Origin of the sequence: Tardiphaga sp. 862_B3_N4_1, from assembly GCF_051811085.1 — a bacterium.
Classification (GTDB): domain Bacteria; phylum Pseudomonadota; class Alphaproteobacteria; order Rhizobiales; family Xanthobacteraceae; genus Tardiphaga; species Tardiphaga robiniae.
On record NZ_JBPWQB010000001.1, the window covers coordinates 638,354 to 652,071 of the forward strand.

Below are 13,718 nucleotides of genomic sequence, written 5' to 3' on the forward strand. Positions count from 1 at the left end.
GGCGCCATTGAGGCGCGATCGTTCGCGGAATGAGTGCGTCGGATGATGAAGACGATGGGGCTGTGGAGGTTCACGCTAACAGCCGCGACAGATGATAAGCTTGCGATCAATCTCTTTGTCCAGCCGCCGCAGATCCAAGTCAGGATTTCGCAATCGAGTGATTAACGAGATGCTGTGTAGACGCCGCTGTCGATGGGTGGCGGCAACGCCGCTGAACGGACGCGAATCTTTTGTCGCGTAAGCATTACCCAGCGTAATCTCGATAGGCTCTTCGGCAGCTTTACTCTTATACGCGCCGATCGCCGGGCTAGTTGCGGAACCTAGCAGAAGCAAGCCAGCGGCAATGGGGACAAGTCGTTTCGACATTACTCTCTTTCCTATCGCAATCGTGTTCGGTCACTCGGAGGAATGACTAACTGCGGTTGATAGGAAGCGCGAGCTACACTGGAACGTCGCAACCGCACTGTCGCGTTACCGTTGAAACGGCTAGGTCAGATCGATGAATGCGGGTGACGACGAGCTATCGGCCCGGACTATCCGATGGAGGATGTCGCTCCGAGACACCGCGCAAGTGCCACGGCAAGTTCGGAAGATAACAAGGGGTGATGAACCATCTCGGCGATACCGGAAGCGGCCCAAACGTGCGCAGCGAATTCATGCGTCGAGGGGCTCGCGAGGATGATCGGCAGGTCGGGCACTGCTTGATGCAACACCGCGGCCAGTCCCAAGGAAGAACCGCCGGGGACGTGACATACCAGCGCGGCATCGAAGCGCTGGCGTGCAGCCCGGCAAGCCGCTTCAGCAGCGGTCAGCTCCGTGAATCCAACTGGTTCGTAGCCGAGCGCTGCCAAGAGTTCTTCGTCATGCAGCAGCCGTCTGCGGTCGACCTCAAGCACCAGGATGGTTTCTCCATCGCCGCGAAAAGCAAGAGGCGGTGGTTGCCGCGCCTTTGGCGGGTCGATCGACCCGCCGCAAGGCAACCAGACATCAAAGCGGGCGCCGGTGCCAGGCGCGGTCTGGACCTCCACGGCGCCTCCGTGTCGCTCGACGATCTCGCGGACCGTTGCGAGCCCAAGGCCGGTCCCCTCCGCGCGCGTGGTGAAGAACGGCTCGAAGATCTGCTCCAGCGTAGCGTCATCCATACCGTGTCCGGGGTCGGTAACCGAAATAACGGTGAAGCGGCCGGTGCCCAAATCGGTGCGACCGATGCGCAACGGCCTGATGATCTCGCGCTTCGCAACACACAGCTTGATTAAGCCGGGCTTTTCCAGCGCCTGTGCAGCATTATTGCAGAGATTGATAATGACCTGCTGCAATTGCGCCGGATCGCCTAATACGGTTGCCGTCTTGACGCTTTGAATAACCGCTAGTTTCGCATGTGAGGGTAATGATGCGGCCAGCAGACCGGTGGTCTCTGCTACCAGCACCTCGATGCGGACGAGCTCCTGTCTGCCCCCGCTGCGGCGGCCAAACGACAGAATCTGTCCTACGAGCTCCCGAGCCCGTTCACCGGCCCGGCGGATCTCATTAAGGCTCGTCGCTGACCGGCTTCCTGGCGCCGTGCCGGGCCCTGCCAGCTCGACGTAGCCTAGGATCGCCCCGACGATATTGTTGAAGTTATGAGCGATCCCGCTGGCAAACGTCCCGATCGTTTCCATCCGCCGTGCCTGTTGCAGCCTGGCGTACAACCGCTCCATCTCACGCTCGAGGCTCACCCGACGAACCGCATTGCGAATGGCGTCAAAAGCCAATCTAAAGAGCACGATTTCCGCCCAATCGCTCAGCGTTGCGACCTGCACGGCGTCGAATCCAAGAATAGCGTCTTGTTGCTGCTCGATCAGTGGCTTGATACACAACCAGCCGCGTACCCCCGCTTCATCGAGCTGGCTCATCGCGTCGTACGAATGCGACGGCCTGACTTTTCTAATATAGATGATCGCGTCCTCGCCGGCTTCCAACCACCGAGCCAGACCGAGTGCGCGCTCCGGCCAACTCTCCTCACGGCTAACGCCTTCGCGCGTCCACTGGTAGGCGTGGCAGGTTGTTGGTGCTTGCCAGGCGAAGTAGGCTCTGTCGGCACCAATACAGCCGGCAAGCGCCTCGAGCGCGCTCTCCACGTGCGTCGGGAGATCGACATGGCGGGTGTCGATGAACCGCATCGAGATGTTGGCAATGACGTGCTCGAAAGCAGCGCGTCGGCGCAGGGCCTTGGCGCGCGCTCGCAAAGATCGGCCGAAATATACCAGCCCGCCGAGCAGCAGAAGCGAGGTGAGATACTGCAGAAGCCGGTTCTGGCGCGCTGCGGCACGAGCCGCGAGCTGTCGCTTTATGATCAACGCGTGAACCGTATCCTGCTCACGGTTGCTCGCCTCGGCGACCAGCAACTTCAAAATTGAATCGACGGCTGGAAGCACATCGAGCAATAGTTTCCCGTGTGCAATGACGGCACGTACCGAAGCGGCTTCCTCCGGCGACGCATGCAAGCGCTCAAGTCCGTCGAGCCGCGACTGTACCTCGCCAGCGGCACTGCTCGACGTGTTCAACGTGAGCTGCAGCATAGCTGCCGCAAGCGCGGAGAACCCGGTTGCCAGCGGTTGGTCTTCGGAAGATGAAAGCCGCGCCCCGAACATGCCAAAATAGGCGAATGAATTTTCAAGTAGCGCGTTACTGCTCTTGAATTGCTCGATTAATTGTTCGTGCCGGCCGGCGCGCGCGGCCAGTCTCTCGACCGCCGCATTTTCTTCGGGGTCCGAAGCCGCGCTCTCGCGCAGCCCCTGTAATGCGGCTTCGTAGTCGCGTACTGCTTTCACCAGCGCGTCATAGTTCCGCGATAAACCGGCGCGCGATGTGAGCACCTCACGGCCTATGCCGCGTTCGAACCGGGTGAAATCTGCAAGTGCCTGTAACTGCCGGTCATAGCGATCGGAGTTAAGGTTCAGGCCGCTCAGAAGAAGCCATGTCGAGAGCGCCAGCTGAAGCGAGACACCGGCCAGCGCCATGGCGACTCTCATGGTCCACCTCGAACGGGCACGTCTCGATATTGTCCCGTCAGGCTGGTGAGGTACGCAACGATCGCTTTCACCTGACGATCTGTCAGCACCGCGTTCAGTTGCGCATATCCCATCTTCCGAACGGCGTCATCGAGCGTGGGCGAGCTGCCGTCGTGAAAGTAGGGCGCAGTCGTCGCCACGTTGCGCAGGCTCGGCACACGCAGGATCGTCGGGTCGAGCGAGGCCAAGGGATGAAAGATGCCGTGACGCTGAAACAGATTGCCGCCGACGTTGACGCCTTGATGACAGGAAACGCAGCCCATGGATTTGAACAGACCGTATCCGTCCAGTTCCTCGGCAGTCAACGCGCCTTCATCTCCCATAAGCCAGCGATCGAATCTGCTGCCGGGCGTGAGTAGCGTTCGCTCGAAGCTTACGAGGGCGTCCACGATGTTTTCGCCGTTCGGACCCATGCCGTAAGCCGCCATGAACCTATCGCGTATCCCCATATCGCGGTCGAGCTTTTCCGCGATGTCGGCGAGGCTGCTCCCCATGATCCGGGGATTGACCAGCGACATTGTGACTGCCGTCTCCACGTCGCGATAATTGCCTTCCCAGCCTAAGCGAAAGTTGAGTGTCGAATTGAAGACGGTGAGTGTGTTGAGCGTAAGCTCCGTGCCGTCGGGGTCCATATCACGTTCCTTCGCACCCGCACCGTTCGTGTTGATGTCATGGCATGAGGAACAGCTGCGAGCATCGTTCGCCGACAAGCGTGAATCGTTGAAAAGGCGCTCGCCGAGTTGCACCCTTAGAGGATCGATCAGCGGAGGGGCTAGGATCGGCGTAATAGGCTCCTCTTGTCGGCTCGCTATCGGCCTGTGTAGTGCCGACTGCGGTAGGGCCGAAGGCGGCGCCGGAAGCCACTCGGGCCAACCTACGAGAAACGTACAGATCGCAATAGCAGATCGCCACCGCATCAGAACGCCGATAGTTGCGTGGGCAGACCTGGACACGCGTCGCACATAAGTGTCGCCTCACGCATCAGCAACGACCGGCGCCATGAAATTGGTACCGGCACCTATCAAGCCTTGTTGATCAATGAGGCTTCGCCTCCACATCGGTCGCGTTTTCTGGCCACTTTTCGTTGAATAACGTTGATCCTGCCGCTTCCCAAGACGCGTGACACAATGTGATAGGCAGTCGCGCGACAGAATTCCATCGCGGCGACCGAGAAGTAAACAGCATCCCAAATCACGGCAGCACCTATTATTCGGCTCGGTGTTCATCTTGCGAGTGTGCGTTTTGACGTCTCGCTCCCGCGCCAAAGCGCTAATATCTTCGCGCCTGATCGCGCGGGATTCCGCCAATTCGATCGACGCGGCGCACACTTGTCGGTTCACATACCGCTCTGCGGATGGGATCTACTCTTGCGATACGCGCGCGATCCTTCCAACTCGTGGATCATGGCATCCGGCCGTCCCCCCGCCCGATCCGACGGACTAACAACGTCCGTTGACGGCGGCACTTCAAGCAAGAGCTCGGCCGGATACAACGACGCGCCGTACAGCTCTAAGCCCTTCATAACCAATCTTAAGAAGGCCAGCCACCGTCCCCCAGTATGCTCAGCTTCAGCGCCAGGATCCGTTGGCTGCCGAGGAGCGGTGGGCGCACCGGGCTCTATTGCAAAGAGCGACCTGGCGCTAGGTCGCGCCTCCTGTACTTCGTTTGAAGGAACTTGCGATTTCAGCATGATAGTATCCTCACGGCGATGTTTGCGGAGGGACTCTGCTGGTCTGTCGTTACGCGGGTGTCTCCGTGAGAGGAGAAAGGGTTACAATCGCAGCCGGCAGCCTTGGACAAGGAAGAATCGCACCGTTTTTCAGCCTAAAATGGCTCGACTGGAACCGTGAACACGTAGCCCACGCCACGCTCAGTCTGGATAACGCGCGGCGCGCTCGGGTCCATTTCGAGTTTGCGTCGCAGCCGCAATACCTGAACGTCGATGCTGCGGTCGAAGATATCCTGGTGAATGCGTGTCGCCTGAAGCAGATGCTCCCGGCTCAGTGGACGATGCGGCGCTTCGAGAAAGGCCAGCAGCAGGGCGTATTCGCCTTTGCTCAGCGCGACCGGGACGTTGCTGGCGTCGATAAGCCTGCGCCCCCGGCGTTCGAGCTTCCAGCCGTTGAATCGATATCCGCCCCGCTCGGGATCCCGGGCGCGCGCAACCCGACCCATCTCGTGCCGCCGCAGCACGGCCCTGGCTCGCGCCAGCAGTTCTCTCAGGCTGAACGGCTTGACGATGTAGTCGTCCGCGCCGAGTTCAAGGCCGACGATGCGGTCGATTTCATCGGGCCGATGCCCGGTCGTAATAATGACAGGCACGTCGGAATGCGAGCGTATCTCCCGCAGCAGGTCCAGTCCGTCCTCCTTGCCGAGGCGAAGATCGAGAATGATCAGACTAGGCTGCGATCCTTCGAGATGGCGGTGCAACTCGGCTCGGTTGGACGCTGATCTGCTCGAAATGTTCTGATCTTCCAGATATCTGACGATCATCTGCCGCAAGGTGGGATCGTCATCCACGACGATGATATGGCCGACATCTGCTAACATGTTTAGTTGCTCAGCTTTACGCGACATCTCGTCATGGCCTTGGGCGCATACAACTAATCTGCCGAGGATCGGCTAACACCAAAATTAAATGCGGCCTTTACAACGGAGAGCAGCTGGAATCGCTTCTATGTGCGACGAACTGCATTGACATGCTGGTTCGAGCAGTAACCCAGATTCCATTCGAGCGACATGTTGTGTTAGCCGAAGAGCATTCGCGGACGTCAGCCGCCGCCCGTGGCAACCAGGGCGGCGATCGCTTGCTCGAGCATTATGGTGCCCTTCCGGGACGTCGCGTCCCGCTCGGAGAAGTCGATCCAGCCCTCATTAAAGCCGTCCAGCATCTGACCCCGTGGTAGCGGATTGATCATGCCTTGCGAACGAAATAGGCGGTCCCAGTCATCGCGAGCCACGACTTGTGCGCGCACCTGACGTCCGAGCGACCTGCCAATCGCAGCCGCGATGTCGTTCGGTGACACGCGGCACGGCCCTTCGAGTTCGACGATGCGCCGGCCCGACCAGTCTTCCAGCAACAACTCTGCCGCGTTCACACCGACGTCTTCGGCGGAAACCATCGGGAAAGGTTTATCCAAAGGCTGCAGATAGCTCGAGATAGCGCCTTCCCTACGGGCCGGCTCGAGGTCCCATGCGGCATTCTCCATGAACCAAGCCGCGCGCAGATACGTTAGCGGCATTGGCAGATCGGATAATCCTTCTTCGAGCAGCTTGAGCTGATTGAGCAGGTTCGGCTGCAACGCGTCCGCGCCTATGGTGGAGAGTACCACGGCCTTCGGCGGGCGCGCCGCCAGGAGAGCCTGATGAAGCGCCTCGATCGTCTGCCGAGCTTCACGGAAGTCAGGCGACGGATCAAAGGTCGGCGGCAGCATCACGAAGGCGCCGGCGCAGCCCGACACGGCCGCCGTCATTGCTCGGATATCGTTGCTGTCCGCGATGGCGAATTCGGCCCCGAGCGCTGCCCAGCGCTCGCCTTTGGCGCTATCGCGAACGATGACACGAATGGGGTGGTTAGCTGCCAGCAAGGTGCGGGCAACTGCACCTCCGACCTTGCCGGTGGCACCGGTGATGGCGAACATGCGGCATCTCCTATGTTGGTCGCTCGAGGCGTCCTTGATCTCACTGATTGGCATTTGACTGAAATGGGATTTCGTCACACCATTGCTGACTGGATTTCACCAATGGAACCCTTATGGACGGACGACTGCTCACCGGCGTCACTGTGCTCGACGCCGTGATATCCAGCGGTGGATTCTCGCGGGCCGGAGAAGCGTTGGGGATGTCGCCCTCCGGCGTGAGCCATGCCATCGCGCGGCTCGAAGCTCGGCTCGGCGTCCGGCTTCTTGACCGCACCACCCGTGCGGTCGCACTTACGGACGAGGGACGGCGTTTCTACGAGCGCGTAAGGCCGTCGCTGGCGGAAATCGAAGAGGCGGCCGCTGATGCGTCCGGCGCAGCCGCCAGGGTGCGCGGTCGCCTGCGGGTGAATATCGATCCGTTGTTCTCGCGTCTGGTGCTTGCCGGACAGCTGGGGGGCTTCCTCGCGCAATATCCAGAGCTCGTAATGGAAACTATCACTCGTGAGCAGGTCGGCGATCTCGTGGCGGACGGCATCGATGTCGCGGTCCGGTTCGGTGAACCGCTGGCGACCTCGCTGATCGCCCGCAAACTTGCGGACATCCAGGTGATCACGGTCGCGTCGCCAGATTATCTCAATCGCCACGGCAAACCGCGCACGCCGCAAGACTTGCCGATGCACCACTGCATCGATTTTCGCGATCCTCAGACCGGTCGACCCTACGCATGGGAGTTTCACCGCGGCGGCAAAGTTGTCACGATTCCGATCGTGACCCGGCTCGTGCTGAGCGATGCCGGCACGATGCTGACGGAATGCCTTGCAGGCACGGGAATCTGTCAAGTGCTCGCCATTGCAGTGAAAGAGCCACTCGCCGACGGAAGCTTGGTGAACCTGTTCCAGGAATGGCCCGACGAGACCTTCCCGCTATACGCGTTATATCCCTCGCGGCATCTTCCCGCCGCAAAGGTGCGCGCCTTTATCGACTTCGTGTCGCGCACCTTGCGTTGATACTCGGCCGTCAAGCGCGAGCGACGCGGGCAGGCCACGCAGGGGCGCGTAGCAGAAAGGGTCGCTGAAGCCATCCTAAGCATCAGTAGCCCGATCGCGCAGCGCCGCGCTGTAATCTCTAGCCCTGTTGGCCAACAAGCTCCGGCGCAACGACCAGGGCAGCAGGGCAAACAGTGCGATGAGCGCTCTGTTACGCCATCCCGGCACCACCAAATGCTTCCCTCGTTTAAGTCCCGCCAGTGAGGCGCGGACCACGTCGCTGGCTGTCGACCACGATTCAGGCGGGGCAACCTTCGTGGGGTCCACGCCCATCGCCTGCTGAAACTCCGTATGCGTATAACCGGGGGCAAGGGTCTGCATCGTCACCTTCGAACCAGAGGCGCGTAGGTCGACGCACACTCCGTCCCCGAATGCATTCATCCACGCCTTCGTGGCCCCATAGCTGACGTTTCCAAACCAGACGAATCCTGCGACAGAGCTCACGTTGATCACGCCTCCGGAATCCTTCGCAACGAGGTTCTTCAGTGCCGCATGGCTGAGCCTGATCGGTGCCATGACGTGCAAGAGGTGCATCCTCTCCTGCTCGGCAAGGCCGGTGTTCCAGAAATATCCCTCCAGCCCGAACCCTGCGCAATTCACGAGGAGAGCCAGGTCTTTTTCACCGGCGACCCGCTCCGCAACGACCGACAGTTCGGCCTCCCTGGTCAGGTCTGCCGGCATAATCTGCACCTGAGTATCGAATTTGTTACCAAGTTCGGCAGCTATGACTTCCAGCATATCTTGGCGGCGGGCCACAAGGACGAGGTCATACTCCGACGCCAATTGGCGGGCGAACTCCAGCCCGATACCACTTGAAGCTCCTGTGATCACGGCGATTGGCCTTCCGCTGGCCAGCGATTGCTGCATGATCATAGAAATCTCCGCTGCGGGCACTAACTTATCCGCTAACGTGGGCGGCAGATCACTGTCGCTGCGGACTACAAGGACGCAGGATTAAACGCCTTGTGAGATGTGCTATGTGCGTGTTGCCGCGCTGTTTCGGCATCCTGCAATGAAGCTACATTTGTAGCGGGGAGCGTCATTCCTGGTCAGTTTGCGCCAATCGAACCTTTCAATTCACTAGGAATGCGTTGACCGGTTCCAGAAAAAAGCTCCGGCTCCTCGGAGAATGTGGAGTAGCCCGAGCCCTCAAATTCAACAAGACGAGCGTTGGCGTACCGCGAGCGATCGCACGCGCTGCCTTTGGAAGGCATGCCCAATCATGCTTGTCCACCATGACGACGGCAGGAGCGATCATGCGGTCGAGCTCGGTGCGAAGATCGCAGGAGAGAGCGATCGAGTTTCATGAAATGGCTCATCATCTCGATGTTCATCGAAGTAAGGCCGGGCAGTCGTTGGGCAAGAACGCGGTGAGAAGGTGCGGCGTAGAACGGCCAACCTTTTCGAAGAACTCACTGACCGTCTTGGTGGTGATCTGCCCCTGAAACTGTCATTCGGCCCGCAATATTGCAGGCCGAATGACACCTTTCACTCAGCATATGAAACTTCGTATCAAATGCGTTACCCGCAATGATAGGGGGTACTGCATTCAAAAATTCGAGCATCGGCCGATCACACCTGCGGCGGCGCCGATGTATGGCAATGTAGGAGACCGACCTGCAGACTTGATATTTACGAATCGATCGTGGTCGATGTTACCGATGTAAGGCGATCGGTGGAGACGACATAGCGCTTATGCGCGTCTCCTGGAAGCCCTGACCCTGCGCTCGGATGCGCTCCATGCGGGCGGCCGGCGGGGCCAGCATACACATCGCGAGCACGGCACGCATGCTTAGTGCGAGACCATCAACTGCGCCTACGAAAAGAAATCTGGCCCCGGGGGCACACCCAGAGGTGATCGCAGCCGATCTCGCACCACACGCTTGATTTTTGGACAGCACTATCGAGAGGTTGTGTCTTTCTGCAGCGCTCATCCGAACGGTGATTTATATTTTCACGCCGGATGGTAGTCAGGTCAGCCTGAGGGCGCCGCCCCGGAGCACCCGGTTGGGACGGCTGCACCGGGTCTGATGTCCGGAACTATTCGCAACAAGGCTAGCCTTTGGATTAGAGCTTTGCGGTTCTTGTGTGGACGAAATCGCCCTTTTCAATATAGGCCAATTCCTCCGGAGTCGACGGACGGTTGAGCACGGAATTGCGGTGGGGAAAGCGTCCAAAGCGCGAAATGACATCAAGGTGTCCTTGAGTTTGGCCCAGCGCGAATTGGAAAATGGACCGAAGATTCTCTGGTGCTTCCGCAAGCCGCTCTGTCGCTTTTGACACGACTAGTTCCAAACGCTGTCGGTGCGTTGGTCCTTCCGTATGCGTCAGAGGCATCAGAAAAAAGCCTTTCTCCCAGTAACTTGACAGCGCGTCGTAGTGGCCGACGCGGAGACCTTCCTCGGCGAGAAGTAGTGCGGCCGCATCGGAGCTGTAAGCTTCCGGTGTGCCGGCGAACAGACCTCGGGTAAACTGGTCAAGGACGATGATGAGCGACAGCCTCCCAGTGGCAGTCTTGCACCAGTCATCCAACAAGCCTTTTCGAGCTGATTCGACTATCGGTAAGAAGCGCGAAAGCTCCGGCGTCGCGCCGCCAGCCATCCACCAGCGAACTATCCAAGCGAGCTCATCGCTACCTGCTCCTTTAAGGTCAGGAGGGAACCAGAATTCGTGAACGTCTCGCCAGTCGTGCATCTCACTCATTATGGTTTGAAACCTTCAGATGGAACGACAGCGCCAGGCTACTGACCTTTCGGTCGTTGTGACGATCTACGAGACGAACGGACTTCTCGGCGAGTTCGCATATTGCAGTATTTTCATTACTGCTTCTATGTCGGCACTTGTCGTCTCCAATGGTGCGCCCCAAATCGCGTTTTCGAGCTTGAAAGAGTTTTGTAACGGCGATTCCACGAGCCGAGCAACGGTGCTCGCATTGCGGACGGTGGTCCGGGGCGGGGGTTCTCCTTTCAAAATAAGTCCGCCACCCGGCGCATGAGCCACCGATTCCCTTGTTCGTCACGAAGTTCGCCTTAACGTCAAAGCTGAACGCAATTCACTACGGTAGAGTTGCAAAACGAAGGATCGTCTTGCGGTGGTAACACGCGAACTTCAATTACTGGAAAATCCTGCAACTTTCTCGTGGTCGGCGGCCGGGCCGATCGGGCTGCAGGGGCTGGCGCCAACCAACGCGCAACCATAGCAGCCACAACGAAATGGCATTGCGAAGTGCCCTGCACGTCCTTAGCCAATCGGCCGACAATTTCTGACCGATCAAGTGCGCCCGCCCAAGATTGGCGGGCGTGACGATACTTCGCGCCGGATGCAGGCGCGATCAGCTCTATCTATTTGATTTTCAGATGTGGATGAGGATGATCGTTGAGCGTTATCGAAGCAGTCAAAGATCCTGCATTGCGAATGAAACGCACTTTTGCGGCTGCGTAACTGCGCTGTAACCTCCCATACTTATAGGCACGTTGAGCGGCATGCTGCGGAATCGCGTTATTTTCTAGCCCTATAAGGAAGATGGGAGAAGCACTGTGGTCTTGAGTAAAATAGCCTCTCTCGCAATACTCGTCGTGTTCACGGCAGCATTACAGGCGAGTGCCGGACAGGCGGAAAAAGCGAAGCTGACGATAGGTGTCGGTGGCAAGCCGCTATTGTATTATTTGCCACTGACAGTCGCGGAGCGGAAGGGCTTCTTCAAAGAAGAGGGGCTTGATGTTGCTGTTGATGAGTTGGGTGGTGGATCGACTTCGCTGAAGGCGTTGCTCGGTGGGTCGGTAGATGCAGTAGCAGGAGCCTACGAACATACTATTCTGATGCAGGCTAAAGGGCAGGCCATTACGGCCGTCATCGAACTTGACCGCTTCCCTGGACTTGCGCTCGTCGTGCAGAGAACACAAGCCGAAAAATTTAAGAGTGTTAAAGATCTGAAAGGCGCAAGAATAGGCGTTACGGCCCCCGGATCGTCGAGCAACATCTTTGTGAATTATCTTTTAGAAAAAAGCGGGCTTAAACCTAGTGACGTTTCCTTCATTGGTGTCGGCGGCGGGGCGGCGTCCGTCGCACAGATGGAGCACGGGGTGATTGATGCTATGGCAAATGTCGACCCAGTGATCACGAAGCTTGAGGGAGACGGGCAGGTGGTCATCCTTGCAGACACGCGTAGTGAGAGCAGCAGTATGGAAATTTTCGGAGGTCAAGATCCGGGTGGGGTCGTTTATTTAAAGGCTGATTTCATCAAAGAGAATCCGGTTACCGTGCAAAAGCTGACCAACGCGTTCTATAAATCTTTGAGATGGCTGCAGGCCGCCACTCCAGAGCAAATCGGCGACTTGGTACCGCGGGAGTACCTTCTCAACGATAGGACGCTCTACCTCGCCTCGGTACGAAATTCCAAACCGATGTATTCAGTCGACGGCGATATTCCCATGAATGGTATGCAAAATGCGCTCAATGTTTTGGTGCAGTCTAATCCGGGAATAGAGAAAACGAAGATAGACCTCACCAAAACCTTTGAAGACCGGTTTGTTAAGCATGCCGCCGGTCTCAAATGACACGCAAATGAGCCTAATCCTACTATCGGTTATGGTCGCAGCGAACAAGCTGACCTGCTCCCGTGAAACGCTCCCGATTGTGAGTTAGGGTTCTGTTCTCCACCGAGGAGAAGCACTTGTCGCTGCGTGTGCTTGGCGCGAGCGTGATGCATGAAGGCACGCGATGGGCTGTTTTCTGCTTCACCTATCATCGAGATGCAGAAACGCTGCGTAATGCGTTCATGGGTAGGTGGGTGCACACGCATCTTTGGCGACCAGAGAATTATAGAGAGACGAAATGATTTCGCGGTGGTCGCGGGACAAGCGCCGGCGCCGCCGAGAGGAAGAAGCGGCCAAGCCACATCCGCACGACGTAATAATGCTGGAGTTGATGCGCCAACTTCGACCGCACACATAGGGTGCGATCTATGACAACCCGCGCTCGGTTTCTGCTCGCGCTTTGCAAAAAGCAATCGACGATATGGCCGGCACGATCACCGGTGACGCGCAATATTTTCACGCGAAGCCTCATGGTCTTTGCGTTGGATTCCGTGAATCGCCGAAAGATTGAAATGCGAAGTAAGGCCGCCTCAGGGTAGTGGCTTGTTTCCGGCCGCAGTGATCTGGTTGGCTTCGGCGGGACGTAATTTGAAATTGACGAAGTTCCCAACCGGCGGAAAAATCTGTCCATGGGTCAAGCGGAACGACCGGCCTGTCCCCAATGCGAGGCTCATCTGATTTTGGAGCTGCCGCCGGGCGGTAAAGGGCCGCGCGCATTTCAATGCTTCAATTGCGACCGACCTGACCCGCTTAAAACAGATCAAGTGGTAGGTTGGTTAAAGGGTGAGTTGCAGCCGCCCAAGTAGTGTCTGTGCGAAAATGGTAGCAGCCCATGCGTTCCTATATCTGGAACCGGGCGACAGGTGTAAAGTCTTCCAATCATCGCCCGTTCCTCGGCAATCATCGGTGACTGAGAGTGCTCTACGCTCCCGCCTGATCTCGCGGTGAGCCATGTGTGAAAAGTGTACCGAGCTAGATTTCAAGATTGCAAACTATCGGCGGATGTCAGTAGTCCTCACGGATCAGCTTGCCCGGAACGCAATCACCGGGCTGATCGAGCAAATGACGAAAGACAAGACCGACCTACATCCTGAGCGAATGGTACAGGATGTTTCTCGCCCCTGATGGAATGGGCCGATCGATCGCGAACTCATGCCTTCGCCTTTACTTGCTCCATCGGCTCTCGCATGGCAGGCGGAACAATAGGCGCGAATTGGCGTGGGAGCACAATGGAAGACAGGCTCTACCGAGTCCTTCTCTCGTTCGGCATAGCCGGGCTGATTACAACATTCGTGGTTTTGGTCCTCCTACTGTTTTATTGGGCAGTAGGTAGTATTTGAGCGCGCCTGTTTTTGGCACAAAGTGCACAGGACTTTCCCGGGCAAG

General features: G+C 58.0%; 9 protein-coding genes. 2 read left to right on the top strand and 7 right to left on the bottom strand.

What is annotated here, in order from left to right; translation table 11 throughout:
- Window positions 1–75 precede the first annotated feature (75 nt).
- From AB8B02_RS03085 to AB8B02_RS03105, 5 genes are all read right to left on the bottom strand, one after another.
- Window positions 76–366, bottom strand: coding sequence for a hypothetical protein (locus tag AB8B02_RS03085; RefSeq protein WP_439063095.1), 291 nt, complete (start codon window positions 364–366; stop codon window positions 76–78).
- A 167-nt stretch (window positions 367–533) separates the two neighbouring features.
- The gene (locus AB8B02_RS03090; protein WP_439063096.1) at window positions 534–2,999 is read right to left on the bottom strand and encodes a two-component system VirA-like sensor kinase; all 2,466 of its coding nucleotides are present in this window, start codon (window positions 2,997–2,999) and stop codon (window positions 534–536) included.
- Between the two features lie 8 nt (window positions 3,000–3,007).
- Window positions 3,008–3,796: a cytochrome-c peroxidase gene (locus tag AB8B02_RS03095; protein ID WP_439063097.1), complete on the bottom strand. Its 789-nt coding sequence runs from the start codon at window positions 3,794–3,796 to the stop codon at window positions 3,008–3,010.
- Between the two features lie 1,078 nt (window positions 3,797–4,874).
- A complete protein-coding gene (locus AB8B02_RS03100; RefSeq protein ID WP_439063098.1) occupies window positions 4,875–5,600 on the bottom strand; it encodes a response regulator in 726 nt (241 codons plus the stop codon).
- A gap of 221 nt (window positions 5,601–5,821) precedes the next feature.
- A complete protein-coding gene (locus tag AB8B02_RS03105; protein WP_439063099.1) occupies window positions 5,822–6,691 on the bottom strand; it encodes an NmrA family NAD(P)-binding protein in 870 nt (289 codons plus the stop codon).
- A 113-nt stretch (window positions 6,692–6,804) separates the two neighbouring features.
- Here AB8B02_RS03105 and AB8B02_RS03110 point away from each other — a divergent pair, with 113 nt between their 5' ends.
- On the top strand, window positions 6,805–7,698 hold the full coding sequence (locus tag AB8B02_RS03110) for a LysR family transcriptional regulator (RefSeq protein WP_439063100.1): 894 nt from the start codon (window positions 6,805–6,807) through the stop codon (window positions 7,696–7,698).
- Window positions 7,699–7,773: 75 nt separating this feature from the next.
- Here the strand turns inward: AB8B02_RS03110 and AB8B02_RS03115 are convergent, their stop codons facing one another.
- Together AB8B02_RS03115 and AB8B02_RS03120 are read right to left on the bottom strand one after the other, a co-directional pair.
- The gene (locus AB8B02_RS03115; protein WP_439063101.1) at window positions 7,774–8,610 is read right to left on the bottom strand and encodes an SDR family NAD(P)-dependent oxidoreductase; all 837 of its coding nucleotides are present in this window, start codon (window positions 8,608–8,610) and stop codon (window positions 7,774–7,776) included.
- A 1,194-nt stretch (window positions 8,611–9,804) separates the two neighbouring features.
- Entirely contained in the window at window positions 9,805–10,440 is a 636-nt protein-coding gene (locus AB8B02_RS03120) for a DUF924 family protein (RefSeq protein ID WP_439063102.1), read from the bottom strand.
- 833 nt (window positions 10,441–11,273) lie between these two features.
- On the opposite strand from AB8B02_RS03120, the gene AB8B02_RS03125 reads away from it, so the two are divergent.
- Window positions 11,274–12,293 (top strand): ABC transporter substrate-binding protein, encoded by a 1,020-nt coding sequence (locus AB8B02_RS03125; RefSeq protein WP_439063103.1) that lies wholly within the window; start codon window positions 11,274–11,276, stop codon window positions 12,291–12,293.
- Window positions 12,294–13,718 lie beyond the last annotated feature (1,425 nt).

Coding starts and splice junctions, on each gene's coding strand:
- AB8B02_RS03085 (WP_439063095.1), bottom strand. CDS start 366: ATGTCGAAACGACTTGTCCCCATTGCCGCTGGCTTGCTTCTGCTAGGT.
- AB8B02_RS03090 (WP_439063096.1), bottom strand. CDS start 2,999: ATGGCGCTGGCCGGTGTCTCGCTTCAGCTGGCGCTCTCGACATGGCTT.
- AB8B02_RS03100 (WP_439063098.1), bottom strand. CDS start 5,600: ATGTTAGCAGATGTCGGCCATATCATCGTCGTGGATGACGATCCCACC.
- AB8B02_RS03105 (WP_439063099.1), bottom strand. CDS start 6,691: ATGTTCGCCATCACCGGTGCCACCGGCAAGGTCGGAGGTGCAGTTGCC.
- AB8B02_RS03110 (WP_439063100.1), top strand. CDS start 6,805: ATGGACGGACGACTGCTCACCGGCGTCACTGTGCTCGACGCCGTGATA.
- AB8B02_RS03115 (WP_439063101.1), bottom strand. CDS start 8,610: ATGATCATGCAGCAATCGCTGGCCAGCGGAAGGCCAATCGCCGTGATC.
- AB8B02_RS03120 (WP_439063102.1), bottom strand. CDS start 10,440: ATGAGTGAGATGCACGACTGGCGAGACGTTCACGAATTCTGGTTCCCT.